Genomic DNA, 25633 nt, shown 5'->3' with positions numbered 1-25633 from the left:
TCCCGCCGAACCCACTCCCCCGGCGCGGCCGGCAGGAAGCCCGGCACCGTAGGATCTTGTGATGGCCCAGCTCATTGCCCCAAACATCAGCTTCCACTCGTCCTGGCTTGAAGCAGCCGCGGAGTTTGCCGGCGCCCGCCAGGACGGGGCGGGCGCCGACGGCTGGTCCCTGGACGAACTCAAGGACGCCCAGGTGTTTGGCCGCTTCGTCGATGCCCTCGTCAAGGACGCCCTGCCCGAAACCGTGCGCAAGCCCGGCTTTGTGCCCTGCACCTACCTTTGGATTGTCGACGGCGGCACTTTCCTCGGCTCGCTGGCCATCAGGCACGAGTTGACGGGCTACCTCCTCAACGAAGGCGGGCACATCGGCTACAGCGTCAGGCCCAGTGCCAGGCGGCGGGGCCATGCAGCGCAAGCCCTTGCTGACGCGCTTCCCGTGGCGCGGTCACTGGGGATCGAACGGGTTCTCCTGACCTGCGACGAGGACAACGCCGGATCGCGGGCAACCATTGAGAAAACCGGTGGCCGGTATGAGGACACGCGCAACGGCAAGCGCCGCTACTGGATCAATAACCCCTAGCCGGGCGTATTCCCCGCCGCCCGTCTGCCAGACTTGCCCAGTGATTACCGAACATGCGCTGCTTCCCGTCATCCCTGGCCGCGAGGAGCAATTCGAGGCCGCGTTCCGCCAGGCCCGTCCCATCATTGCTTCGATGCCGGGCTTCGTTTCGTTGTCCCTGTCCCGATCGACCGAATCCCCTGGCACCTATTTGCTGCTGGTCGAGTGGGAGAAGCTGGAGGACCATACGGTGGGTTTTCGCGGGTCCCCGGAATACCAGCGGTGGCGGGCCCTGCTGCACCAGTTCTATGAGCCGTTCCCGGTGGTTGAGCACTTCGAACATGTGAGCTTGGCAGGCCGCTGACACGGCCCGAACATGGGGGAAGCCCCCGCGCGAGTCTGGCTCCAGCGCGGGGGCTTCTTGCTTCCCTGCCGGGGGAAATGGCGGGCAAGCAGTTACAAACTACCGGTCAGTAGGTTGGCAAAAGTGCCAAATCGGGCACCTTCGGCCAATCTTGAGCCAACCTTGAGAGGAGCCGTGGGACCTCTTCAGGAAACCTCAGTCAGCAGGCCCCGCCGTGGCATCAGGATCCTCTTCAGGTTCAAAGGTGTTGGGCTCGGCGCCATCGGATATACCCACGCCGTCCTTGCCGCCGGGGATCCCGCCGTCGGGGTTGCCCTTACGGGCCGCCGAACCTTCCTGCGGCTCATCCTCGGGCAGTGAATCAGGTGAATTGATGGACATCGCTCCTCCTTCTGTGGCTGGGCCTCCACGCTAACAGCCCCCACGGAAAAAGGCGCCGGTAAAGGGCCATCACTTTCGCAGGCAACCAGGAAACATCAAAACCTCCCAGTAATCTCCCAAATTCTCTTGACTCCGAACGTTTAGCGCTGTTACAAATCTTGTAACAGCGGCAGCATGCCAATCCCCACACCGCCACGCTTCAGGCGACCCGTTACTCAGGGCCATTTTTTGAATCGATACAACTACGCCGTTATGGACTCAGTCCACCCCCATCAAAGGAGATGAACGTGACAGCAGAACCCCCCACCTTCCGATCAAGGTTCCATAGGCGAGTGGCTCGTTCCCTCGCTGTGGCCGCGCTGGCCGCAGGCGCGGGACTCACGGTGTCCGCCCCCGCAGCCAATGCCGATCCCAGCAACTACCGCTTCGATTTCGGTGCGGGTCCAGTGGAGCAGGGCTACACCGGGGTCAGCGCAGCGGACGCGTACAGCCCGGAGAGGCGCTACGGCTTTAACACGCCCGAACACATGGTCAATGTCCCGGCAAAGGGCAGCGGTGCGGGCAGCGGTGCGGGCAGCGATGCCGTCCGTTTCCTGGAGTTCGGCACCAAGAGCAGCAATACGTTCAACGTGGATCTGAAGGAGGGCCTGTACAAAGTCACGGTCACCCTGGGCGACACCTTCCGGGCCAGCATCGCGGCTGAAGGGGTTTTCCAGGCCATGAACCTCACCGGCAACGGTGCCACGGATTCCTTTGAGATCCCGGTGACGGACGGCCAGCTGAACCTGCTGGTCACCGAGGGCAAGGTGGGAACGGCCTTCACCCTGAGCTCGCTGGAAATTGAAAAGGTGTCCCGCCACCCGGAGATGGATCCCACCATCTGGGTGGGCGGCGACTCCACAGTGGCCAACTACTACCCCTTGGAAACAAGCGTCCAGGGCGGCTGGGGCCAGATGCTCCCGCAGTTCGTGGACCGGGATGCCTTCGATATCCGGAACATGGCCACAGGCGGCCAGATCGCCCGCGGCTTCCGCAACGACGGCCAACTCGAGGCCATCCTGCAGTACATCAAGCCCGGCGACCTGTTCCTCCTCGAAATGGGCATCAACGACACCGCCGCGAAGAACACCACCACCGAAACGGAGTTCAAGGAGATCATGCGCGACATGGTCCGCCAGGTGGCCGCCACGGGCGCCACCCCCGTCCTGGTCACGCCGCAGGGCCGGGCAACCGACTTCGTGGACGGGATCCACAGTTCGGTCAACCGCTGGTACCGGCACTCCACAGCTGCCCTGGCGCAGGAGGAAGGCGTGCCGCTGGTGGACTTGAACGTCCTGTCCTCCGCTTACTTCACCGGGATCGGGCCCGACGCCACGCTCGCCCTGTTCATGACCGGCGATACCCTGCACCCCAACCGGGCAGGTGCAGCTGAACTGGCCCGCCTGGTCACCGCCGACCTCACCAGGCAGGGCCTGCTGGGCGGGGTGGCCTGACGGGACCCACAAAAGGAACCACGACGGCGATGTGCGGCACCCATGGTTTCGGAACCATGGGTGCCACGCACCGCCGTCGTCCTTTCCTGTCCTGTTTAACTGCCCGCTTCCGCGGCCCGCTGCTGCCTCAGGATGTAGCGCTGCAGCTTCCCCGACGGCGTCTTGGGCAAGTCCTTAACGAAGTGGATGCGGCGCGGGTAGGCGTGCGCGGCGAACTGTGTCTTGACCATGGTCTGGAGTTCGGCCACCAGGGCATCACTGCCGTTGGTCCCTTCCGCCAGCACGACATAGGCCTCCAGGACTTCTCCGCGCAGTTCATCGGGGGCGCCCACCACGGCAGTTTCCAGGACCGCCGGATGGGTGGCCAGGACGCTCTCCACATCGAAAGGGCCAATCCGGTATCCGGCCATGATGATCACGTCGTCATCCCGGGAGGAGAAGAAATAGTAGCCGTCCGCGTCCACCATGCCCGCGTCACCGGTCAGGTACCACTTGGCGTCGGCGCTGAACCTTTCGGCCGTCTTGTCCGGGGCGTCCCGGTAGCCCCTGAACCACATCATGGGACTTTCGGCCACGTTGACGGCAACCCTGCCCAGTTCACCCGGCCCGGCCGGTTCATCGGCGTTGTCCTTGAGGACCGCGCAGCTCCACCCCGGCAGGGGCCGGCCCATGGATCCTGGCCTGAGCTCCGTCCTGACCTCGTCATGCCAGGCGTTGATGATCATCATCCCGTGTTCGGTCTGTCCGTAGTGGTCCCGGACGGGAACGCCCAGCACCTCGCGGGCCCAGCTGATCACTTCGGGGGTCAGCGGTTCGCCGGCGGAGGAGGCACGCCGAAGCCGGAAGGGTCCCGTTCCGGCCTCTGTTTTTGCGCGCATGGTGCGGTACACCGTGGGAGCAGCCGCGAAGTTGGTGACGGAAAACCTCTCCAACACCTGGAAGCTGAGTTCCGGCGAGAATCCCGGCCGCAGCAGCAGGTTGCGCCGTCCTGCCGCCATGGGCCCCAGAATCCCGTAGTAGAGGCCATATGCCCAGCCGGGATCTGCGGCATTCCAGAAGACATCCTCTTCACTGACGTCCAGGCCCACTCCAATGTACTGGCGGAAAGCGGCCAACGCCCGGACGGGCACCGGCACTCCCTTGGGGGCGCCCGTGGTGCCGGACGTAAAGATCAGCACCAGGTCACCGTCACCTCCCACAGCTTCAGCCGCGATTCCCGGTTGCTGCCTGGCCAGGAGCGGCGCGAGCGCCAGGTCCGGCCCGGATGCTTCTGCACCGGCAACCACGACGACGGCCGTGGTTTCCTGGATCTTCGCCCGCTGGTCGGCGTCAGTGATCACAACCTTTGCGCCGGAGGCGGTGAGGCGAAGTTCGATGGCCGGCCACGCAAAGGCAGTGAACAGCGGCACATGGACAGCCCCGCGCCGCCAAATGGCCAGGAGCATGACCACCAGGTCAGCCGATTTCCCCATCAGGGTGGCCACCGCATCTCCGGGACCCACCCCCAGCTCTGCCAGGGCAGCCGCTCCCCGTTCCGAGCGCTCCCGGAGTTCGCCGTAGGTGATGTCCTCCGCGGTGAGGTCGGCGGCAACCACCGTGAAGGCAACACCGTTGGGATCGTGGCTGTCGCACAGGAGTTCGGCCGCGCAGGCATCAGGAGCACCGTAAGTGGCAAGAAGGGCATCAACGGCTGGAACCGGACGGGACATTCATTCTCCTTTGAACAATGCGATCTGGGGGCAGTGGAATAAACCTACTGCACAGTCAGCCCTTGGAACCCGGCGCCCGGATGATGCGCCGCTGCGTGGCCGCGGCGATGGCGGCCGTGCGGTTATCCACGCCGAGCTTGCCGTAGATGTGCACCAGGTGGGTCTTCACCGTGGCCTCCGAGATGAAGACCTGCTTGGCGATGGCGCGGTTGGACAGGCCGGTGGCCAGCAGTTCCAGCAGCTGCACTTCGCGCGGGGTGAGGGAGGTGCCGGGGTTGCTGATCCGCTCCATCAGCAGGGCAGCGGCACGGGGCGCCAAGGCGGTGCCGCCCGCCGCGGCCTGCAGGACGGCCTGCCGCAGCTGTTCCGGCGGCGCGTCCTTGAGCATGTAGCCGCTGGCCCCGGCCTCCACGGCGGCCAGGATGTCCGCGTCGGTGTCGTATGTGGTGAGGATGAGCACCGGCGGCGGTGCAGCGAGCTTCCGGATCTGTGCGGTGGCCGTGACCCCGTCCATCCCATCGCCCATCTGCAGGTCCATGAGGACAACATCCGGCGCCTCGCCAAGCGTCCGCAGCCGCGCCAGTTCCTTCAGCGCAGACGCGCCGTCGGCGGCCTCGGCAGCTATGGAGATGCCCTCGAATCCGGTGAGCATGGCCCGCAGCCCGGCACGGACCACGGGGTGGTCGTCCACCAGCAGGACGCGGACTTCACCCACGCGGTCTTCCGTCCAGCGGCAGCCGGATGGCCACCACGGCGCCCTCTCCCGGCGCGGATTCAACTGCCAGCGAGCCGTTCAGTGCGTTGACGCGCTCCCGCAGCGAGCGCAGCCCAAACCCACTGCCGTCCGCTGCGTCCGTGGCACCGGCCGCAGCAGCGGGATCAAAGCCCGCACCGTCGTCGTAAATGTCCATGGTCACCTCGCTGCCCAGGAAGGCAAGGGTGACGACGGCGGAGGCGGCCCGGGCGTGTTCGCGGACGTTCGCGAGGCTGGCCTGGGCCGCCCGCAGCAGGGTGACGCGGACCGGCTGGGGCAGCTCCTGCGGCTCGCCGTCCACCTCGAGCCGGCACCGCAGCGCCACCCCTGCGGCCACGGCGCCGGTCTCCGTGGTGCCGCACAGCCGGCGCAGGGCCTCCACCAGGGTGGTCCCCTCCAGCTGCGGCGAGGACAGGCCGCGGACAAAGCTTCGCGCCTCCGCAAGGTTGTCCGCGGCGGTCTGCTGCACCAGCGCCAGGCGGGCGGAAGCGGTGGCAGTATCACCGTCCGTGAGCGACTGCTCCGCCGCCCGCCCCAGGAGCACGATGCTGGACAGCCCCTGCGCCAGGGTGTCGTGGATTTCCCGGGCCAGCCGCTCGCGCTCCGCCAGCACGCCGGCCTCGTGCTGGGACCTGGCCAGTTCCTCCCGGGTGCGGCGCAGTTCGACCGCCGCACGCCGCTGGTCCTCTGCTTCCCGGTACAGGGCCGAATAGGCAAGCCCGGTAATCACCGCGAAGACCGCACCCAGCACGGGCCCCACCACGGCTGCGGCGTGGGGCACCGGAGTACCGCTGGCAGCCCACTGGGACGCGACCACCGCCACGGTCATCAGCGCGATCGCCGGCAGCGCGGCCCGCCGGGGCAGCAGGTGGAGGTGCAGGAAAAAGATGGGGAAGGCCAGCCAGGCGAAGTCGGCGCTGCCCGCGAGCAGGAACGCCCACAGTCCCGTGACCAGGCCCAGCCACAGCAGCCCGTAGCGGCGGGGGTTAAACCCGGTGCGCGCTTCGGCATGGCGTTTTTCAAGGACCGTTCCGGCCAGGTAAACAGCAGCCAGGACGACGGCGGCGGTCGCCAACAGCCAGCGCAGCGGACCCCCGGCCATCAGCATCCGGACCAGTGCCACAGCGAGCAGCACGGCGAACCCCGTATGCAGGGTGACCCGCAGGACCCGGAGGATGGCTGCCGACGAGGCATTTTCCAAGGCATTCAGCGGCCCCTTCGCCGGGATGCCGCCGGTCTTTTCCAGTGTTCGCGGCAGGGGCGTGGCAGGCATTCCCTCAGCTTATGCCGGGACCGCCCACCGGGGATCAACCGAAAGGTTGACTCCGGGATCAACCTTTCCACGCCGCCGGATCAACCGTCCCCGCGATGCCACTCGATGCCGTTCCCGGGAAAGTGGAAGGACAGAAGAAACCACCCCTGCTGAGAGAAGAAACAACGTGTTCCTGGCAATCCGCGATATCCGCTTCGCCAAAGGCCGGTTCGCCATGATGGGCGGGGTCGTAGCCCTGATCACCCTCCTGCTGGTCATGCTGTCCGGCCTGACGGCGGGCCTTGCCGAGCAGTCCACGTCCGCCATAGGCAAGCTCGGTGCGGCCGGTGCCAAACCGGTGGACACCATCGCTTTCGGCGCCCCCGGTTCGGCCACCCCCAAGGCGTCCTACACGGAAAGCTCCGTGACCGCCGCCCAGGTGGAGGGCTGGCGGAACCAGCCTGGCGTGGAGTCCGCCGAGCCGCTGGGAATTACCCAGACCCGGGCCCAGGCGGCCGGTGGCTCAGGGACGGCCAACGTGGCGGTTTTCGGTGTTTCGCCGGGCAGTTCGCTGTCGCCCGTTGACGTATCTGCCGGAACTGCCGCCCTGGGCACAACCGTTGCGGAGGCCCTGTCCGTGGGCCAGGGGGACAGGGTGTCCTTCGGAGGCGTGGAGCTTTCGGTCGCCGCCGTGGTTCCGGACCAGTGGTATGCCCACACCAGCGTGGTGTGGACGGCGCTGCCCGCGTGGGCCAAGGCTGCGCACGTGTCCGACGGCGGCCAGCTGGCTACCGTCGTCGCCGTCACCTACGGGGACGGGGCCACGGTGGACGAGGCCGCGGCCAACGCAGCTGCGCATACGGTCAGCGAGTCCCGCACGGGATCGTTCCAGGCACTGGGTTCCTTCAAGAGCGAGAACGGCTCCCTGACCCTAATGCAGGCCTTCCTGTACGGGATCTCATCCCTGGTGATCGTGGCCTTCCTGACCGTCTGGACCATCCAGCGCACCCGGGACATCGCCGTGCTGAAAGCCATGGGCGCTCCCGGTTCCTACATCCTGCGCGACGCCATGACGCAGGCCGCGATCGTCCTGCTGTCGGGCGCTGGAGTGGGTGGGGCCGTTGGCGTGGCCGCCGGTTCCCTGGCCGCCCAGGCTGCCCCGTTCCTGCTGAACGCGGGCACCACGGTGCTTCCCGTCGTCGGGATTGTTGCCCTGGGCCTGGCCGGTGCCGCCCTGGCCGTCCGCCGCGTGACCAAGGTCGATGCGCTCCTGGCGCTCGGCGGCAACTGACCCCTCACTTCCCGAAAGGAACACCCTTATGTCCTCCTCCACTCCCGCTCCCCTGAGCCTGGTCAAGGTCACCCTCGAATATCCGGACGGGGGCGGAACCACCACGGCCCTGGACCGGGTCAGCCTGACCGCCCACGCCGGGCAGCTGGTGGCGCTCGTGGGACCCTCGGGCTCCGGCAAGTCAAGCCTCCTGGCTGCCGCCGCCACCCTGGTCCGCCCCACCCGCGGGCAGGTCATCATCGACGGCACCGATACCGCCGGCCTCAAGGACCGGGAGCTCACCGCCCTTCGCCGGGACAAAGTGGGCATCATCTTCCAGCAACCCAACCTGCTGCCGTCGCTCACCGCCGTCGAACAGCTCATCATCGGCGACCACCTGCGCGGAATACCCGTCAAGGCGGCACGGGCCAAGGCAACGGAACTGCTGGACGTCGTCGGCCTCTCCGCGGGCGCCCGCAAGCTGCCGCACCAGCTCTCCGGCGGGCAGCGGCAGCGGGTGAACATCGCCCGGGCACTCATGGGCAGTCCCAAGGTGCTGCTGGTGGACGAACCCACCGCCGCCCTGGACCACGAGCGCAGCACCTCGATCATCGCCCTGCTGCGCCAGGTGACCACGCAGTTCAGGGTGGCAACGGTGATGGTCACGCATGACACCGAGTTCGTCCCGCTGACGGACGCCGTGGCCACCATGCGGGACGGACGGCTGACGGTACCGGTCCCGGCCCTTACCCCAGGTGGTGCACCGTGAACGCCGTCAGGAACCCCACAGAAGCGGTCAGCCCGGTGAGGTTGTGGTGCTCCTCGAAGGCCTCCGGAATCATGGTGTCCGCCAGCATCGCCAGGATGCCGCCGGCCGCAACGGAGGTGATGAAGGCGACCAGCTCGTCCGGCGCGTTTTCCAGCGTCACGTAGCCCAGCAGCGCGGCCAGCCCGCTCAGGACTGCGATGCCGCCCCAGAGCCCGAACACGTAACCCCTGCTCCGGCCCGCCTTCTTCATGCCGGCCGTACCGGACAGGCCTTCGGGCACGTTGGAGATGAAGACGGCCGCCAGCATTGCAGGACTCACCGCTCCCCCGGCCAGCAGGCCGACGCCCAGAACCACCGATTCCGGAACGCCGTCCAGCAGTGCGCCGACGGCTATGGCCGTACCGCTGCCGGGATCGTCCTTCTCGGAGGGCTGCTGGTCCCCGGACCGCTTTCGGTGCTTGGCGCCAGCCCGAGCCAGGAGCATGTTGGCGCCCACGTACACCACCGCACCGGCCAGGAAGCCGGCCACCGTGGGCCACAGACCGCCGCCCTTCACGGCCTCGTCCACCAGCTCAAAGGCAAGCGCGGAGATCAGCACGCCGGCGCCGAAGGCCATGATCGTGGAAACAATTTTGGACGGGATGGACCACCGCCAGGACACGGCAGCTCCCAGGACAAGGGCCGCACCGGCACCGGTGCCCCAGACAAGTGACATCAACCAAGCAGGCATACGTCTTCCGTCCCCAGTGCGGCGGAGCTGAAACAAAGGGCGGCAGTGCAGCCCGTCACCATCCACGCGCAGAATTGATGCGATCTTGAGGCAAACCTTGCGATCCCTAGACCTTACAGGTCCACGCTGAAGCCATAGGACCAAACCAGCTTGTGGGGAGCAGGGCGTCATGGGAAGCAGAACAGTGTTGGACAACGGGGTCACAACCGTGGGAGGCGTGCTGACGGACAAGCAGCCGCTGGATTTCCACGCATTGGGGCTCGCCGGTTGCATCGACCGGCTCACCGCACCCCTGCGGCAGCGCGGGACCGCGGTCCACTGGGATACTCCGCACTGGGGCGTCGAGATCCCGGCGGACTGCGCGTCCCTCCTGTACCAGTCCGCCCGCGAGGCACTCAGCAACGCGTTCAAGTTCTCGTCCGCATCCACGCTGAACATCCAGCTGGCGGCCGTTGACCATGGCATCCGCCTGGTAGTGGCCGACGACGGCACAGGCTTCGACAGCAACCTCGCCACGTGCGGGCGGCACCACGGGTACGGCCTGCGGCTCATGGCGGTGGCCGTTCAGGAAGCAGGCGGTGCGATGGACATCAATTCCACTCCCGGCCAGGGCACCAGCGTGACGGTGACGCTGCCGCTGGACTGACCCGCCGGCGCACTGTGCCGGCCCAATAGACTCGGATGCCCGCCGTTGCTGGGACGGCGGGCATCCGTATGCCGTATGAAGACAGTCCGGGAATCAGCGGGAGAGCTTGGCGGCGTCCGGCTCCAGGTCGCCGATATGGCCTGGCGCATTGGCGGCCAGGACCCTGGCCACGAAGGCCGCATACTCCTCCATGTAGTGGCTGAGGAACTTGGCGGTGGACTGGTCCTTGACCTCGCCGTCGTCCTCGAAAACCGCGGGATCGTACTTGACGTACGCCTCCGGGGCATTCAGCTGCGGGGCATCCAGGAAGCTCAGGACCGCCCGCATGGAGGACTGCATCACCGCTGTGCCGATGCTGCCCGGCGAGGCTCCGATGATGCCGGTGGGCTTGCGGGCAAAGGAGTTGGTTCCCCAGGGGCGGGAGCCCCAGTCGATGGCGTTCTTCAGGGCTCCCGGGATGGAGCGGTTGTACTCCGGGGACACGAACAGGATCCCGTCCGCGGCCTCGATGGCTTCCTTGAGGGCGCGGCCTTCGGGCGGGAAATCGGCGTCGTAGTCGTAGCTGTAAAGCGGGAGGTCCTTGATGGGGATCTCGGTGAATTCCAGGTCCTCGGGGGCGAGTTTGATCAGGGCCTTGGCCAGGGTCCGGTTGATGGAGCCGGCCGCCAGGCTGCCCACGAAGTATCCAATCTTGTACGTTGCCATGAGTGATCCTTTCCAACAGCCGGGCCGCGCCGGCTTGCTTGGTTTGGGCTGGAAATGGTGCCGTACCCAGGCCCGGTGGCAAAGAAACGGCTGCTGGTTCCCCACTGCGCCACCAGTCCAGCACAACAAGCCCGGCCGCGGCAGGTCCTTGACAGGTCAGGGAGCGGGGCGCTGAATGAGGGGTACCGTGAACACCGCCACGAGGAGCAGCCATGACCGAGAATCCCGCAAAGGACGACGACGACCGGATCCACAACCAGGCGCCTGCCGAAGGCGATCCGGGCGCGGACCCCACTGATCTCCGCGCCCACCCCCAGGACCCGGCCGAGGGGCCGGACGACGACGGGGACGCCAAAAAGTAACCCCTCCCGGCTTCCGCCTATTAACACCCCCTTGCACCCACGCCACTGGTCTACTACGTTGTAGTTCAAATCGAGAAAGCGCTTTCCCGCTTTGGTTGGGACATCTTTGCGCAGCAATCACCAGTGGAATTGGATGACATGACGGACAGCACCCTCATCAGGTGGATCGATGGACAGGCACCGGCGGAAATCAGCGGCGGGACCACGTGGGGCATGCCGTTCCCGCGCGGGACCGTGCCCGGCACGGATGCCCTGGCTGTTGCCGACAGCAGCGGCACGCCGGTCCCCAGCCAGGCCTGGCCATTGGCAACATGGCCGGACGGCTCCCTGAAGTGGGCGGGCATCGCGCTCCCGGCCACGGATACGCCGTCGGCCAGCTACCACGTGACGGCCGACGGCGGCACGGTCTTCACCGCCGGCCATCCGTCCCCGGGCGGTGGGTCCGTCACGGTAACCGAGGGTGCCGGTGCTCTCACCGTGGACACCGGGGTCCTGCAGATGGTGATCAAGCGCAGCGGATCCACCCTGTTCAGCAGCCTGTCCCGGAATGGGCGGGAAGTTGCCCGGGACGGCCGGCTGGTCAGCCTGGTGCAGGACAGCGTTGCCGAGGCCGCGGGAACGGTTGGCAGGGACGCCTTCACCGGTGGGGTCAACGCCGTGGTGCTGGAGCAAAGCGGTCCCGTGCGTGTCGTTGTGCGGCTTGAAGGCCACCACCGCGCGGACGCGCCGGAGAGCGGAAGGCGGGACTGGCTGCCGTTTGTTGTCCGCTTCTACTTCCACGCCAACGCCCGCAGCGTCCGGATGGTGCATTCGTTCGTCTGGGACGGCGACGCGGACCGTGATTTCCTGGCCGGGCTGGGCGTCCGCTTCGCCGTGCCGCTTGAGGCCGACCTGCATGACCGGCACATCCGGATCGCGGGCGCCGATGGAGGATTCCTCACCGAAGCGGTCCGGGGCCTTACCGGGCTCCGCAGGGACCCGGGAGCGGAGGTGCGGGAGGCGCAGATCGCCGGCCGCCCCACTCCGCCGGCGGATACCTGGAATCCGGAAGTCGCAAACCGCCTGCACCTGATCCCCGCCTGGGGCGACTACACCCTCAGCCAGCTCAGCGCTGATGGATTCGAGCTGCGCAAGCGCACCGCCGCCGGCCACGGGTGGGTAGGGATCTCCGGGGGCACCCGCGCCGCGGGCTTCTGCTCCCTGAGCGATACCCGCGGCGGCCTGGGTGTGGGTATCAAGAATTTCTGGCAGTCCCACCCGGGCCAGCTGGACATCCGCGGCGCGGGCACGGATGAAGCATCGTTGACCGCCTGGCTTTACTCTCCCGAGGCGCAGCCGATGGACCTGCGTTTCTACCATGACGGCTTAGGCCAGGACACGTTCGAGGAGCAGCTCGAAGGCCTGGAGATCACGTATGAGGACTACGAGCCGGGCTTCGGCAATCCCACCGGAATCGCCCGGACGCATGAGCTGACCCTGTTCGCCTACGAAGCGACCCCAACCACCGTAAGCCTCGCCGCCGACGCTGGGGCCGCCTCCACCCCCGCCCTCCTGCAGGCCACACCGGAATACCTGCACGCGGCGGGCGTCTTCGGTGACTGGGATCCGGTGGACCGCAGCACGCCGGCCCGGGCACGGCTGGAGGACCGGCTGGACTTCCTGTTCGATTTCTACGCCGGACAGGTGGAACAGCGGCGCTGGTACGGCTTCTGGAACTACGGCGACGTGATGCACACCTACGACTTTGACCGGCACGTGTGGCGGTATGACGTGGGCGGCTACGCGTGGGACAACTCGGAGCTCTCCCCGGATCTGTGGCTGTGGTATTCCTACCTGCGCTCCGGCCGGGCGGATATCTTCCGCTTTGCCGAGGCCATGACACGGCACACGGGCGAGGTGGACGTCTACCACCTGGGCCCCTGGAAGGGGCTGGGTTCCCGGCACAATGTCCAGCACTGGGGCTGCAGCGCCAAGCAGCTGCGGATCAGCACGCCCGCCTACCGCCGCTTCTACTACTACCTCACAGCGGACGAGCGCACCGGGGACCTGCTCACCGAGCTGGTGGACAGCGACCAGAACTTCCTGGGACTTGACCCGGTCCGCAAGGTCCGGCCCGACGCCGCCACCTACCGTCCCAACCGTGAAGCACTCGGCGTGGGCCTGGGGACGGACTGGGGCTCACTCGCCGCCACCTGGCTGACGGACTGGGAACGTACCGGCAACCCGCGGTCCCGGGACCGGCTGCTGGGCACCATGGCGGACATCGGCGCACTCAAGTACGGATTCCTCACGGGTGAAGCGCTGTACCACCTGGACAAGGGCCGGTTCGACACGGGCCGGGAAATGATCTCGGTTTCCCACCTCAGCGCCGTGTTCGGCCTGGTGGAGATCTGCAGCGAACTGGTGGACCTGGTGGACGATCCGGAATTCGAGCGGGCGTGGCTGCAGTACTGCCGCCTCTTCCTGGCAAGCAAGGAGGAACAGGTGGACGCCGTGGGCCAGCCGCTCGATGGGATCTACCTCACCCAGGCTCACAGCCGGTTGACGGCCTACGCGGCGGCGAAGCTGAATGATCCCGATCTGGCAGCCCGGGCGTGGCAAAGCTTTGCCGAAGGCGGCGAGCACCTGAACCACGAATCCGCCTTCACGCTCCGCAGGATCGAGCCGCCGCACGTGCTGCTACCGGTGGATGAAGCACCCACCGTCTCCACCAATGACACCGCCCAGTTCGGGCTCGCAGTCATCCAGAACCTGGCGCTGGTGGGCCAGTACCTGGATTAACGCTGCCAGCCCCCTACAAGACCGCGACGGCGGCACCCACCCGGGTGCCGCCGTCGCGGTTTTCCCATACCCGGCTGAAGTGGGGCTCTGGAAACATCCGCACCCAAAAGGTATGTTGGTAAGCATGCTGATGATTTTTCCTACTCATCAGTTCCCGGTAGCAAAGCGAAGGAGACGTTATGAGCACGAAGGTGGAAAAACGCATTCTGGTGAACGTACCGGTGAGCACCGCTTATAACCAGTGGACGCAGTTCGAGGAGTTCCCGCACTTCATGGGCGGCGTCAAGAGCGTGACCCAGCTCAGTGACGACCGACTGGAGTGGGTGGCCGAAATTGGCGGCGTCCGCAGGCAGTGGGAAGCCAAGATCCTGGAGCAGGTTCCGGACCGCAAGGTTGCCTGGGCCGCGACCGAAGGCGCCACGAACGCCGGCGCGGTGGAATTCGAGGACGTCGGAGGCGGCCAGACCTCCATCAAGCTGACCCTCGAATATGAGCCCGAAGGCCTGATCGAGAAGGTGGGCGACAAGCTCAATGTCGTGGACCGGCAGGCAGAATCAGACCTGCAGAAGTTCAAGGAATTCATCGAGGACGAAGGCTATGCCAGCGGCGCATGGCGCGGTTCCGTCAATCCCGGCGCCACGGTGGGCACGCCCGGTGTTGAGCATGCGGGCGCATCCCTCGGTGATTCCGGCAAGGCCGGTGTCTCCGGCAAGGTTGCTGCCGGCGTGGGCATCGCAGCAGCGGCGGGCGCAGCAGCGGCCATGGCTGCAAGCGGCAACAAGGGAGACACGGCGGCCGCCGATGAAACGGTAACGCCGGTGGCTCCCGGCGAGCCGGCCACCGTCACCCCGATTACGACGGACACCACCACGGACACTTCATCCACCGCGGGCGCAGTCCCGGCCGAGCCCCTCACCACCGGCGCCACCACCGGCAGCGCCTACCCGGGCACGGGGACAGCTGACACCACAACGGCAGGCACGACGTCGGCAGCCGGCTCTTCCGGCTCGGTCGCCGACCTGGATGACGGCAGGATCGGCCACCCGTTCGACCAGACCAACGGGCTGGTGGACGCCACGGGCGAGTCCGATGAAACGCTGGAGGGTGAGAACCTGAGTGCCGGCGAACGGCGCGAGGACGACCGCAACGACGGCGGCCTGCCGCCGGTCGGCGGCAACCTCGGCGGCCACTGACCCGGCTCTGCCCATAAGACAAGCGCCGCCCGCCTTCCCCCAAGGCGGGCGGCGCTTTGCCGTTATGCAGGTCGGTTTACTTGGTGTTTCCTGCGTAGAAAACAGCCGGCGCGGCCGGGGTCTGCATTCCCTCGCCGATGAAGAAGCTCGGGTGCGGAGGCTGGTTGTAGCCCACCGTTTCGCGGGCTACCGCAGTCCGGTACATGGGGTCGTGCATCAGGGTGCGGAGCCGGATCTCCGTGGGTGAGGTGGTGGTGTAAACCCGCAGTTCGGTGCTGTCCGCGGACGGGAACACCAGCTCCTCGCGCCAGTCGCCCAGCAGGTCCGCCTGAAGTGACGGGTTGCCCTTGGTGTGGTTGTTGGTGCGGGCGCCGGTGGCCGTCAGGAGCCGGTCGCTGGTTTCGGTCTCCCAGTTCCACTTGGAGACGGTGGGAACACCCACGCCTGCGTCGGCGTTGAAGTCGTGGTCAACGATTTCCCGCAGCGGGTCGCCGTCCCACCACGCCATGAAGTTGGCGGCCGGGATCTTGTCCGAAATCCGCTCACCCTTGGCGGACATCAGGAACCCGACTGGCGAGTTCCAGGCAGCGTCGCCGCCCACAGCCCAGCTTTCCGAACCGGGAAAGCGGGGGTCGATGTCGCCGGTGGCACCGCGGCCGGTGTCCTTGACGGCGGGAATGCTCCACAGCACCTCGCCCGTTGCGGCGTCACGGAAAGTGGCGCCGCGGTTGCCACTCTGGCTCATGCTTTCGTGGACGGCGAACGTCTCCAGGCCCGGGTGTGACGGATCAAGGTCGCCGGTGTGGATGGCGTCGCCGTGGCCCAGCTTGGTGTTGTAAAGCGGGGTGCCGTCGTCGTCGATGGTCATGGAGCCAAAGACGAACTCGTCCTTCCCGTCCTGGTCCACGTCCGCCACGGAGAGGTTGTGGTTGCCCTGGCCTTTGTACTCGGCGCCCGCAACGTCGGAATCGAACTTCCACCGCTTGACCAGTTTGCCGTTGACCAGGTCGTAAGTGACCAGGACGGTGCGGGTGTAGTAGCCACGGCTGAACATCATGGACGGGTGCTCGCCGTCGAGGTAGGCAACGCCTGCCAGGAAACGGTCCACGCGGTTTCCATAACTGTCGCCCCAGGCGGCAACGCTTCCGCGGGGCGGGTCATAGGGAACGGTATCCATGATGGTGCCGCTGGCGCCGTTGAACACCGTGAGGAATTCCGGCCCGGAGAGCACGTAGCCGGCACTGTTGCGGTAATCCGCGGCAGGGTCTCCGATGACCGTCCCTGCCGCATCGGTGGTGCCGTCCGCGGTCTTGAAGGCCACTTCCCCCTTGCCGTCGCCGTCAAAGTCGTAGGCCAGCATCTGCGTGTAGTGGGCCCCCGCACGGATGTTTCGGCCCAGGTCGATGCGCCACAGCTTGGTGCCGTCCATCTTGTAGGCATCGACGTATACGTTGCCGGTGTAGCCGGATTTGGAGTTGTCCTGTGCATTGGATGGGTTCCAGAGCTGGATGATTTCGTAGGCACCATCGCCGTCCAGGTCCGCCACGGTCGAATCGTTGGCCGTGTAGGTGTACGGCTTACCGTCCTTGCTGACGCCATCGGCCGGCTTGTCCAGTTTGATGGGCAGGTAGTTCTGTGCCAGCGGGCTGAACTCGGCACTGAGCTTGTCCTGCCCATTGCCGTTCCCCACCGTCTTGATGACGTACTTCGAGGCGGCCGTTCCCGCCGGGTCCACATAGGTGGTGGTGCTGCGGATGGGCTCGTCGGTGATCTGGACGCCGTCGCGGATGACATGGAAGCCCACACTGTCCTTGTCCAGGCCCAGCATCCGCCAGCCCAGGGTGACGCCCTGGTCCGTGAGCACTGCCACCGGGGCGCGGTCCAGGTTTTCCACCTGGCGCGTGGGTCCGGACACTGCCGGGGTTGCCGGGGTTGGCTGGCCTGGATCAGCAGCGGCGAACGGGACGCCGGTGAAAGCGAGAGCCGCTGCGGTGAGAGTGGCCGCGGCTGCGGCGGGTGCCTTCCAGGCCCTGCCCGCCGGGGACTTCGGGGAACACATTGAGGGGTGTGCCAAAAGAAACATCTCCTTTGATGCGGCGGCAGCTGAGTCTGCCGCACGACAGTTTTGTAACGTTTCATTCATTTGGCCAAGCATGCCCACGGGAGTAATTTCGAGGGAGTTGGTCTGCGAGGAAACGCTTTCTGCCCTTCAGGTTTATCAGCGCCTGACAAAGTCCGTCAACAGTTTGACCGAAAGTTATTGGGAGAATTTGTTCTATTGCGTTTGCTTCTACGCCCCCTGGACGCCCGCTCACTTTTGACGCCTATTGCCCAATCGCACGCTCACTCTCAACCCCTGGAGTGAGCGGGCGTTGCCTCAAAACGGGTCAAAGGTGAGCGGGCGTTGCCAGAAGACGCGCCAAAGGTGAGCGGGCGTTGATCCGCTATTTGCGTGTTGCCGCCTGCAGCAGCGGGAGGGTGCGGGTGGGCATGACCTCCACCAGGGACATGGCCGTGCTGGTGCGGACGACGCCGTCAATCGCCAGCATCGCGTTGGTGATGCGGTGCAGGTCGGCCGGGTCCTTCGCGGCCACCTTGGCGAGCAGGTCGGCGTCCCCGGTGGTGGCATGCATCTCGATGATTTCCGGGATGGTCTGCAGCGCCGCCACGGCAATGTCACTCGAGGACTGGCTGATGGAGATGGAGATGAAGGCCAGCAGCGGCAGGCCCAACGCTTCTGTCCGCACCCGCTGGCTGAAGGGCGCTAGGCTCCCGTCGTTGGCCAGGCGGCGGAGCCGGGCGTGCACGGTATTGCGCGCCACGCCCAGCGTCCTTGAGAGGGACAGCACGGTGGCCTGGGGGTCCTGGTCGAGTGTGAGGAGGATCTCTGCGTCAAGAGCATCGATGCGGTGCATACTAAGCATTTTGCCACCAGCGCCTTTCGTAAAGGCTTGATCTGTCCTCCACCAAACAGTTGTGTTGCGCAAACGTCCTTAATCCGCGCACCATGCTTCCATGACCAGCACCCTTCCCGAAGCTGCGGCACCCGAGGTCCGCGCCGCCGTCGCCCAGCTTCCCGCGTACGTGGCCGGCAAAAGCGCGCAGTCTGACCTGACCGCCGCCCTGGCCTCGAATGAAAGCCACTTCACTCCCCTGCCTTCCGTCATCGATGCCATCTCAGCCGAGGCGGGCAGGATCCACCGGTACCCCAGCATGGGTGCGGTGGAGGCAAGGGATGCCATCGCCGCCCATTTCGGTGTCAGCGCCGGGGAAATTGCCGCCGGGCCGGGAAGCTCGGGCGTGCTGCAGCAGATCATCTCCGCCGTCTGCGGGCACGGCGACGAGGTGGTGTACGCGTGGCGTTCGTTCGAGGCCTACCCCATCCTGGTGGCAGTGGCAGGCGCCGTTTCGGTCCCCGTGCCGCTGCTGGCCAATGAACACCACGACCTGGACGCCATGGCCGCGGCGATCACCGACCGAACCCGCCTGGTGATCCTGTGTTCGCCCAACAACCCCACGGGCGTGTCCATCAGTGAGGCCGCCCTGGAGGAGTTCCTCCGCTCGGTTCCGCCACGCGTGCTGGTGGTGCTGGATGAGGCCTACATCGAGTTCCAGCGCGGCCCTGGCGTCGACTCGCTCGATTTTTACCGCCGCTACCCCAACCTGTGCATCCTGCGGACCTTCTCCAAAGCCTATGGGCTGGCAGGCCTGCGGATCGGCTACGCCATAGCCCGCCCGGACATTGCGGAAGGCCTCCGCCGCACTGCCGTCCCCTTCGGTGTCAACAGGATGGCGCAGGCGGCCGCGGTTGCCTCGCTGGCGGCCGGGGACGAGGTCCTTGAGCGGACCGAGGCGGTAGCCCGGGAACGCACCAGGGCCATCGAGGCGCTTCGGAGCTACGGCTGGGATGTGCCGGCCAGCCAGGCCAACTTCTACTGGCTGCGGGCTTCAGACGATCTGCGGGTACGGCTCCTCGATGCGTTGGCAGACGCCGACATCCTGGTGCGCGGCTACGCCGTGGACGGGGTACGCATCACCCTGGCCGATGAAGCCACCAACAACCGGGTCCTGGCTGTCCTGGCCGACAGGTCGAGGTTCCTGCGCGGGGCGGGCACCGCCCAGTGAGTACCTCCACAGAAGCACCTGCTGCCGCAACCTCTGCCGGCCCAGCCCTCCACCTGGAAGGGCCGACGGCGGCACCTTCAGCGCCGCCGTCGGCCGTCCGTCATTCCGTGGTTGAGGACGTCCTGGGCATCCTGACCGGGACGTTCGCCGCGTCGCTGGGGCTGTTCCTGCTCAAGTCCAGCGGGGCGGTGACCGGCGGTACCGCCGGCCTGGCGCTGCTGCTCAGCTATTCGGCCCCGCTGCCGTTCGGCGTCCTCTTCTTTACGGTGAACCTTCCGTTCTTCGCCCTGGCGGTGTGGAAGAAGGGCTGGAACTTCGCCCTCCGCACCGGCGCCGCCATCGCCCTGGTCTCGGTGATGGCCAGCCTGCACCCTGCCGCCCTGGGATCGCTGCATATTGACCCGGTGTACGGCGTGCTGGGCGGAAACCTGCTCGCCGGCGTCGGCCTCCTGATCCTGTTCCGGCACCAGTCCAGCCTGGGCGGCTTCAACATCCTGGCCCTTTTGCTGCAGGAAAAGCTGAAATGGCGGGCCGGGTATGTGCAGATGGTGCTGGACGTAGCCATCGTCCTGGCATCGCTCATCCTCGTAACGCCACTGATGGTGCTGCTGTCCGCGGCCGGCGCCACCCTCCTGAACCTGGTCATTGCCCTGAACCACCGGCCCGGCCGCTACCTGGGAAAGTAGGCAGGCGGCCGGGCATTTATTCCCCGCAGGCGGCTGAAATATCTGCGCGGGGACCTGCGTTGGCGCCCATATGACAACAATCGGAATCATCGGTGCAGGACATATTGGAAGCCAGGTTGCACGGAAGGCCGTGGAACTGGGCTACGACGTAGTCATCAGCAACTCCCGCGGCCCGGAAACCCTCCAGGACCTGGTTTCCGAGCTGGGCCCCAAGGCCCGGGCGGCAACGGCAGCTGAAGCGGCAGCCGCCGGCGACTTCGCCGTGGTCACGGTGCCATTGAAGAACTACAAGGACGTTCCCGTGGAGCCGCTCGCGGGAAAGATTGTGATCGACACCAACAACTACTACTGGGAGCGGGACGGCAGGATCCCCGCCCTGGACAATGGTGAAGCAACCACCTCGGGCCTGCTGCAGGAGCACCTGCCCCAGTCCAAGGTGGCCAAGGGCTTCAACCACATCATGGCCAAGGACATCACCACCGACGGAACTCCGGCCGGCACCGAAAACCGGCGTGCGCTGGCCACCGCCAGCAATTACCCCGAAGCCGCGGATCTGGTGACCCGCCTCTACGACGAATTCGGCTTCGACACCGTGGACGTCGGGCCGCTGTCCGAGAGCTGGCGCGTCGAGCGGGACCGCCCCGCCTACGTGAAGCGGCAGAACGCCCTGGAGCTGAAGGACAACCTGGCCAAGGCGCCACGGACCGTCTGATCCGTCCCACTCAAAACTTTCGTCCCACCCCAAACTGGCTGGCAGTTCCCACTGCCAGCCGGTTTTGTGTTTTCGGCACTACTTCCAGGCGGGTACCAGCACCACTTCGAACGGGCTCGGCGGCTGGTTGAACTGGGCATTGACCGCAGCGAGGGTGCCCTCCCCGAACAGGGCCACGGTGGTGGGGATATTGAATGCGCCGCTCTTGATGATGTTCCTGACCTCGGCGGAGGACAGGTCACTGGAAAGATCCAGGCGCGTTATCTGGTTCAGCTGGTTCTGGACCGCCCATACGTTGTCGCCGCGCACCAGGATGCCGTCCACAAACGGTACGCTGGCGCCCTTGATCGCGGCGCTTTCCCCGGTCTTGGGGTTGACCGTGTACAGGGCTCCGTTCATGGAGTGGGCCACGATCAGCACTTTGCCGTCCTCGGATCCGGCGATGCCGTTGAGGTTGAATCCCTGCGTGAGCTCTGCCGCCGGGCCGCTCAGCTTAAGGGCCTTCACCTTGCCCAGCTCGCCGTGTTCGCCCACGGGCAGGAAGTAGAGTTCCGCCGCCGCTGAATTGGTGAACCAGGCTCCATCACCGGTGAGGGTGACGTCGTTGATGAACCCTTTGCCCAGCTGGAAGTCGGCAACGGGCTTGCCGGTTTCGGTGCTGTAAACGAACGCCTTGCCGGTGGCTCCCCCTGCCACAAACAGCAAACCGTTGCAGGTATCGGCCTTCATCCCCACGGCGGCGCGGCCGGCGGGAGCGTCGATGAAGCGGGTTACAGTGCCCTTGCGGATATCGCCGCGGAAAATGTCACCGGTAGTGAGTTCACCTGCGTAGAAAGTCTTGCCTTCCCCTGCCGCGATGCCCTCGGCGGAGGTGGCGCCGTCGAGCACTATCTCCCTGGGATCCGGCGCGGCCAGCGCCGGAAGGGCGGTGGGTAGAAGCAATGAAAATGAGGCCACGAGCCCGGCGGCGGCACGGCGGCGTACTGTTTGGCGCATGCTGGTTCCTTAGTCTGGGTCGATGCGCGCGGGGCCCATCTGCGGAAGCTCCGCACGATTGGTGCTGCCAGTTTAAGCGCCGGTAATGAGCTTGCGAAGGCATGGGGCTACCCAATCTGCTTACAATCGAAACCTCTGACCACTACTGAGGGACCCATGAAGAAATTCGCCACAGCCCTGTTTGCCGCCGGCCTCGTTGCTTCCGCCACGGCCTGCTCCGCCACGCACCAACTGTCCACCGCTGAAACCTGCGAGCGGATCCAGGCCGTTGTGTCGAACCCCGCCAACAACGCCGGCAAGACGGGCATGAACAACCTCGCCAACCAGATCCGCCCCATCCACGCGGTTGCCTCGGACGATCTCAAGCCCGCCCTGGCCTCGATCCTTGCGTACACGGACGAGCAGGCCAAGGAAAACCCTGACAAGGACAAGCTGGCCGATCTCCAGTCGGGCTACCAGGAAGCCGGCAGCACGTACAGCAAGTTCTGCGGCCAGGCCGGCGGCTAAACAATCCGTTCAAATGGGGACCGGCCGCCTATGGACAGGCGGCCGGTCCCCATTCGTGTTTCGGTCTAGAGCGTGGCCGGGTCCGTGTTGGCGCCGCACAGGATAACGGCCACACGTTCATCCTGCCGCGGCACGTAAGCGCCTGAGGTCAGCGCGGCATAGGCAGCTGCGGCGCCGTGCTCCACCACAATCCGGTAGTCGTTCCACAGCGCGGAACGCGCGGCATGGATCTGTTCGTCGGTCACCAGGACGCTTTCGACGCCGCAGCGGACCGCCACGGAGAATCCAATGTCGCCTATGCGCCGGGCACCCAGGGAGTCCGCCGCCACTCCCGATACCGCTACGTCCACCGGTTCCCCCGCCGCCAGGGCAGCGTGCAGGGTGGGGGCCGTTTCGGGCTCAACGGCCACGACTTTGGCAACGCCTTCGACGGCGGCAGCTACACCCGCCATCAGCCCGCCGCCCCCCACGGCCACCAACACGGTGTCCACGTCCGGCACCTGTTCCAGTAACTCGGAGCCAACGGTCCCGGCACCCGCGGCGATTTCCGGCTGGTCATAGGCATGGCAGTAGATGGCGCCGGTCTCCTCCGCGTACACGACGGCGGCCTGGTAGGCGGCCGCGTACTCCGCGCCGCCCTGGACCACAGTGGCGCCGATGGCCTTCAGTTTGCTGACTTTGACTGCCGGAGCTGCTTCGGGCACGAAGACGGTTGCGGGCACCCCGAGCTGCCCGGCCGCATAGGCGTTGGCCAGGCCCGCGTTTCCGCCGGACGCCACCACAACGCCCACATCCGCCCGCAATTCGCCCCGCTCCTTGCTGGCCAGGATCCGGTTGAGTGCGCCCCGTGCCTTGAACGTGCCCGTGTGCTGCATGAATTCGCATTTGAACCAGACCTGGCCCTTGACGGCGCCCGGGTCCGCCTCCATGACGGGGGTCCTGCGGATGAGGCCCGCGGTCCGCTGTGCGGCCTGGTCAACGTCGGCGCGGGTGATCATCCGTCAGACTTCGTCATCCCACGTGCCGGGCTCCTTAAGCGCGTCTTCCGGCTCGGGCTCCCGGGCCGCTTCTTCGCCGCCCACGTATGAAGCCGGGACCGTGCCGGCAGCGTGTGCCTGCTGTTCCTCCCGGATGTTCGATGCACCCGGCTGTTCCGGGTGCATGCCGGCCTGCGGCGCCTCTTTGGCTTCGTTCCTGGCCTCGTCCGGGTCGCCCGGTCCGCGAAGGTCTGCGGTGTTCTGGGGATCGTCGCTGGAAACGGTCATGGTCCTGCCTTTCACCTGGGAACTGCTGTGCAACCGGCCGGGTAACCCCGCCGGCTTCCAGCCTACGGTCTACAGGTAGTCGGCGGCGCGTTCCCGCGCGATTTCCAGCAGGGTTGAGTGGAAGGCGACCTCCGCCGGGGCGTACACCTTGTCCTGCCGCTGCGCCAGCAGCACCCTGCGCAGCGGTGCAGCCTCGCCCAGGCTCAGTACCCGCACGTCAGGGTGCTGCAGTGCCACCGCAGTCTTGGGCACCATGGCCACCCCCATCCCGACGCTCACCATCGCCTGGGCCTCCTGGTAATCGTTCGCCTGGAACGCAATCACCGGCTCGAAACCGGCGTCATGGGCGGAGCGCTGAAGCACCTCCACCACCGGGTGCGCCTCCGCCCGCACAATCCACGACTCGCTGCGAAGATCCTCCATGCTGACCTCCTCCCGGTCCGCCAGCCGGTGCCCCCGGGCCACCAGGACCACCGTGCTCTCACGGAAGACTTCCGTGACCCGGATGGCGTCGTCGTGAAAGGGATTCCAGGGGTAGTCCCAGAGCAGGCACAGCCCGGTAACCCCGGATTCGAGGTCCGCTACGAGTTCGTCGAAGCGGGCGCTGCGGAGGGACAGGCCGATTGCGGGGTAACGCTTCTTGAAGGCGCGGATGACGAGGGGCAGGAAGGATCCCGCCAGCGTTGGAAAGGTACCTACAGTCAGGGATCCGCGGTTCAGTCCAGCCAGCTGGTTCAGGTCGGACTGCGCCGCCCGCATCTGGCGCACGATCTTGCGTGCGTGGCCGGCCAGCATCTGTCCTGCTTCGGTGGGCACCACGCCACGGGAACGGCGGTTCAACAACGGCTGGCCCACCTCCTGCTCCAGCTTCCGGAGCTGCTGGGACACTGCCGATGGGCTGTACATCTTCAGCTCGGCTGCCGCGGTGATGGAGCCCTGCTCCACCACCTCCAGCAACAGGGCCAGCCGCCGGATGTCGAATAAATTGTCCTCTTCTTCGTGAAGCAACGCTTAATCCTTCCGCGGATTTGATTCATTGGCTGAACTGGGCCGTATAAAACCTGATTGCTGCCGGACTTTTCCAGCCGCGACGGCACATACCACCGCCCCTCGCCCTTTGCTCCTAGTGATTGAAGCAATGCTACAGCCCTCTTCAACTATTGAACATTGTCTTAACTTGTGATCTGGCTCATTCTCGATTCAGGCGCCAAATCGAAGATCAGGCACAAGGAGATGTGGGACGACAATGAGGTTTGAAGCGGAATGGATGCGCGGGGGCACCAGCAAATGCTGGGTCTTCGAGGCCGGGCACCTTCAGGAGGGCGGCGCCAGCCTGGATGTGCTGCTGCCGCGGCTGTACGGGAGTCCCGACTCCCGGCAGATTGACGGCGTGGGCGGGGCCACGTCCACCACCAGCAAGGCCGTGATCCTGCACCGGCCGGCCGGGGACGGTGTGGACATCGAGTTCACCTTCGCCCAGGTAGGCATCGAAGAGGCCACCGTTGACTGGGGCAGCAACTGCGGAAACTGCTCGGCAGTAGTTGGCCTGTACGCCATCGAGAAGGGGTGGGTGGTTCCGGAAGGCGACGTCACCCGCGTTGTCACGAGGAACACGAACACGGGACAAATCATCGTCCAGCGTGTGGCCACTCCGTCCGGGGAACTGCCGGACGTACCGTCGGCCCACATGCCCGGCGTACCGTTCGCGGGCCACCTGGTGGGGCTGGGTTTCCAGGACCCCGCCGGGAAGACCACCGGAGCCCTGCTTCCCACCGGCGCCGCAACCGACACCATTACTGCCGGCGGGACGCGTTGGACAGTCTCCATGGTGGATGCCGGAGCCCCGGTGGTGATGGTCCAGGCTTCTGAACTCGGCCTGGACCCGTCCCGCTACGAAACCTGGCAGTCCGGCATCGAACAACAACTCGACGTCCTGGAACAGATCCGGCGGCAGGCAGCCGTGCGGATGGGGCTGGCTCCCACCATCGCCGGTGCGGCCCGCGCCATCCCCAAGCTCGCCGTCGTCGGACCTCCCGTTGACAGGGACCCGGACTGCGATGTCAACGTCATGATGCTTTCGATGGGCAAGCCGCACCCCGCGCTGGCCATCACCGGGAGCATCGCCCTGACACTGGCCGCCCGGACGCCGGGAACCATACTGCACGCCTTTGCCGGCGACTCCCTTGGCGCCACGCTCCGCCTCCGCACCCCGGCCGGGGTGATCGAGACGTGGACCGAAGCCCACGACGGAAGCCTGCTCGTCGGCGTCGACCGCACGGCCCGCACCATTGCCACCACCATCATCCATCTCCCCGAGGTCTCCGGCAGCGCCGCCGCTGCAGCCCTCGCGGGCGCTACCCTCTGAGGAGACCGT

Annotated in this window: 26 protein-coding genes; 14 read left to right on the top strand and 12 right to left on the bottom strand. The window is 66.3% G+C overall.

Translation table 11 applies throughout. The annotated features are described in order from the left end of the window. The first annotated feature begins 61 nt into the window (after positions 1-61). Both QFZ60_RS01545 and QFZ60_RS01540 read left to right on the top strand, forming a co-directional pair. On the top strand, positions 62-580 hold the full coding sequence (locus QFZ60_RS01545) for a GNAT family N-acetyltransferase (RefSeq protein ID WP_307087535.1): 519 nt from the start codon (positions 62-64) through the stop codon (positions 578-580). 40 nt (positions 581-620) lie between these two features. Then, complete coding sequence (locus tag QFZ60_RS01540; protein ID WP_307087532.1) at positions 621-923, top strand: antibiotic biosynthesis monooxygenase; 303 nt, start codon at positions 621-623, stop codon at positions 921-923. 195 nt (positions 924-1118) lie between these two features. Here the strand turns inward: QFZ60_RS01540 and QFZ60_RS01535 are convergent, their stop codons facing one another. Beyond that, positions 1119-1304 carry a hypothetical protein gene (locus tag QFZ60_RS01535; RefSeq protein ID WP_307087531.1) on the bottom strand — a complete coding sequence of 62 codons (186 nt, stop codon included), beginning with the start codon at positions 1302-1304 and terminating at the stop codon, positions 1119-1121. 332 nt (positions 1305-1636) lie between these two features. Here QFZ60_RS01535 and QFZ60_RS01530 point away from each other — a divergent pair, with 332 nt between their 5' ends. Continuing rightward, a complete protein-coding gene (locus QFZ60_RS01530) occupies positions 1637-2797 on the top strand; it encodes a rhamnogalacturonan acetylesterase (RefSeq protein ID WP_307087530.1) in 1161 nt (386 codons plus the stop codon). A gap of 95 nt (positions 2798-2892) precedes the next feature. On the opposite strand, the gene QFZ60_RS01525 is transcribed toward QFZ60_RS01530, so the two are convergent. From QFZ60_RS01525 to QFZ60_RS01515, 3 genes are read right to left on the bottom strand one after another with little or no spacing between them, the layout of a single operon-like run. Further along, a complete protein-coding gene (locus tag QFZ60_RS01525; RefSeq protein WP_307087528.1) occupies positions 2893-4506 on the bottom strand; it encodes an AMP-binding protein in 1614 nt (537 codons plus the stop codon). Positions 4507-4561: 55 nt separating this feature from the next. Further along, a complete protein-coding gene (locus QFZ60_RS01520) occupies positions 4562-5221 on the bottom strand; it encodes a response regulator transcription factor (protein WP_307087526.1) in 660 nt (219 codons plus the stop codon). Beyond that, entirely contained in the window at positions 5214-6533 is a 1320-nt protein-coding gene (locus tag QFZ60_RS01515) for a sensor histidine kinase (RefSeq protein ID WP_307087524.1), read from the bottom strand. The genes QFZ60_RS01520 and QFZ60_RS01515 overlap by 8 nt, the downstream gene beginning before the upstream one ends. Before the next feature lie 166 nt (positions 6534-6699). Here QFZ60_RS01515 and QFZ60_RS01510 point away from each other — a divergent pair, with 166 nt between their 5' ends. Beyond that, positions 6700-7803 carry an FtsX-like permease family protein gene (locus tag QFZ60_RS01510; RefSeq protein WP_307087522.1) on the top strand — a complete coding sequence of 368 codons (1104 nt, stop codon included), beginning with the start codon at positions 6700-6702 and terminating at the stop codon, positions 7801-7803. Between the two features lie 28 nt (positions 7804-7831). Then, positions 7832-8551, top strand: coding sequence for an ABC transporter ATP-binding protein (locus QFZ60_RS01505; RefSeq protein ID WP_307087521.1), 720 nt, complete (start codon positions 7832-7834; stop codon positions 8549-8551). Here QFZ60_RS01505 and QFZ60_RS01500 read toward each other — a convergent pair. After that, a complete protein-coding gene (locus QFZ60_RS01500; RefSeq protein ID WP_307087519.1) occupies positions 8529-9281 on the bottom strand; it encodes a ZIP family metal transporter in 753 nt (250 codons plus the stop codon). The genes QFZ60_RS01505 and QFZ60_RS01500 overlap by 23 nt on opposite strands. Before the next feature lie 169 nt (positions 9282-9450). Here QFZ60_RS01500 and QFZ60_RS01495 point away from each other — a divergent pair, with 169 nt between their 5' ends. Further along, a complete protein-coding gene (locus QFZ60_RS01495; protein WP_307087517.1) occupies positions 9451-9927 on the top strand; it encodes a sensor histidine kinase in 477 nt (158 codons plus the stop codon). A 93-nt stretch (positions 9928-10020) separates the two neighbouring features. Here QFZ60_RS01495 and QFZ60_RS01490 read toward each other — a convergent pair whose 3' ends face one another. Next, positions 10021-10632 (bottom strand): NADPH-dependent FMN reductase, encoded by a 612-nt coding sequence (locus QFZ60_RS01490; RefSeq protein WP_307087515.1) that lies wholly within the window; start codon positions 10630-10632, stop codon positions 10021-10023. A gap of 212 nt (positions 10633-10844) precedes the next feature. Here QFZ60_RS01490 and QFZ60_RS01485 point away from each other — a divergent pair, with 212 nt between their 5' ends. The 3 genes from QFZ60_RS01485 (at position 10845) to QFZ60_RS01475 (ending at position 14968) form a co-directional block, all read left to right on the top strand. Then, on the top strand, positions 10845-10994 hold the full coding sequence (locus QFZ60_RS01485) for a hypothetical protein (protein WP_307087513.1): 150 nt from the start codon (positions 10845-10847) through the stop codon (positions 10992-10994). A 138-nt stretch (positions 10995-11132) separates the two neighbouring features. After that, positions 11133-13775 carry a Tat pathway signal sequence domain protein gene (locus QFZ60_RS01480; protein WP_307087511.1) on the top strand — a complete coding sequence of 881 codons (2643 nt, stop codon included), beginning with the start codon at positions 11133-11135 and terminating at the stop codon, positions 13773-13775. Between the two features lie 179 nt (positions 13776-13954). Then, a complete protein-coding gene (locus QFZ60_RS01475; protein WP_307087510.1) occupies positions 13955-14968 on the top strand; it encodes an SRPBCC family protein in 1014 nt (337 codons plus the stop codon). A gap of 76 nt (positions 14969-15044) precedes the next feature. Here QFZ60_RS01475 and QFZ60_RS01470 read toward each other — a convergent pair whose 3' ends face one another. Then, on the bottom strand, positions 15045-17051 hold the full coding sequence (locus tag QFZ60_RS01470; protein WP_307087508.1) for a rhamnogalacturonan lyase: 2007 nt from the start codon (positions 17049-17051) through the stop codon (positions 15045-15047). 361 nt (positions 17052-17412) lie between these two features. After that, positions 17413-17892, bottom strand: coding sequence for an Lrp/AsnC family transcriptional regulator (locus QFZ60_RS01465; RefSeq protein ID WP_307087506.1), 480 nt, complete (start codon positions 17890-17892; stop codon positions 17413-17415). A gap of 91 nt (positions 17893-17983) precedes the next feature. Here QFZ60_RS01465 and hisC point away from each other — a divergent pair, with 91 nt between their 5' ends. From hisC to QFZ60_RS01450, 3 genes are all read left to right on the top strand, one after another. Beyond that, positions 17984-19093, top strand: coding sequence for a histidinol-phosphate transaminase (gene hisC / locus QFZ60_RS01460; protein WP_307087505.1), 1110 nt, complete (start codon positions 17984-17986; stop codon positions 19091-19093). 53 nt (positions 19094-19146) lie between these two features. Beyond that, a complete protein-coding gene (locus QFZ60_RS01455) occupies positions 19147-19779 on the top strand; it encodes a YitT family protein (protein ID WP_307093170.1) in 633 nt (210 codons plus the stop codon). A gap of 70 nt (positions 19780-19849) precedes the next feature. Beyond that, the gene (locus tag QFZ60_RS01450) at positions 19850-20491 is read left to right on the top strand and encodes an NADPH-dependent F420 reductase (RefSeq protein ID WP_307087503.1); all 642 of its coding nucleotides are present in this window, start codon (positions 19850-19852) and stop codon (positions 20489-20491) included. A gap of 78 nt (positions 20492-20569) precedes the next feature. Here the strand turns inward: QFZ60_RS01450 and QFZ60_RS01445 are convergent, their stop codons facing one another. Further along, positions 20570-21487 carry a hypothetical protein gene (locus tag QFZ60_RS01445; protein ID WP_307087501.1) on the bottom strand — a complete coding sequence of 306 codons (918 nt, stop codon included), beginning with the start codon at positions 21485-21487 and terminating at the stop codon, positions 20570-20572. 156 nt (positions 21488-21643) lie between these two features. Between QFZ60_RS01445 and QFZ60_RS01440 the strand changes: the two genes are divergently transcribed. Further along, a complete protein-coding gene (locus QFZ60_RS01440; RefSeq protein ID WP_018770711.1) occupies positions 21644-21994 on the top strand; it encodes a hypothetical protein in 351 nt (116 codons plus the stop codon). A 65-nt stretch (positions 21995-22059) separates the two neighbouring features. Here the strand turns inward: QFZ60_RS01440 and QFZ60_RS01435 are convergent, their stop codons facing one another. The 3 genes from QFZ60_RS01435 to QFZ60_RS01425 form a co-directional block, all read right to left on the bottom strand. Next, positions 22060-22992, bottom strand: a complete 933-nt coding sequence (locus QFZ60_RS01435; protein ID WP_307087499.1) for a threonine/serine dehydratase — start codon at positions 22990-22992, stop codon at positions 22060-22062. A gap of 3 nt (positions 22993-22995) precedes the next feature. After that, the gene (locus tag QFZ60_RS01430) at positions 22996-23259 is read right to left on the bottom strand and encodes a hypothetical protein (RefSeq protein ID WP_307087497.1); all 264 of its coding nucleotides are present in this window, start codon (positions 23257-23259) and stop codon (positions 22996-22998) included. A 69-nt stretch (positions 23260-23328) separates the two neighbouring features. Beyond that, on the bottom strand, positions 23329-24267 hold the full coding sequence (locus tag QFZ60_RS01425) for a LysR family transcriptional regulator (protein ID WP_307087495.1): 939 nt from the start codon (positions 24265-24267) through the stop codon (positions 23329-23331). A gap of 238 nt (positions 24268-24505) precedes the next feature. Here QFZ60_RS01425 and QFZ60_RS01420 point away from each other — a divergent pair, with 238 nt between their 5' ends. Next, a complete protein-coding gene (locus tag QFZ60_RS01420) occupies positions 24506-25624 on the top strand; it encodes a PrpF domain-containing protein (protein WP_307087493.1) in 1119 nt (372 codons plus the stop codon). Positions 25625-25633 lie beyond the last annotated feature (9 nt).

The sequence above is a fragment of the Arthrobacter sp. B2I5 genome, assembly GCF_030816735.1.
Classification (GTDB): Bacteria; Actinomycetota; Actinomycetes; order Actinomycetales; family Micrococcaceae; genus Arthrobacter.
This window is presented reverse-complemented; position numbering and strand designations above follow the sequence as displayed.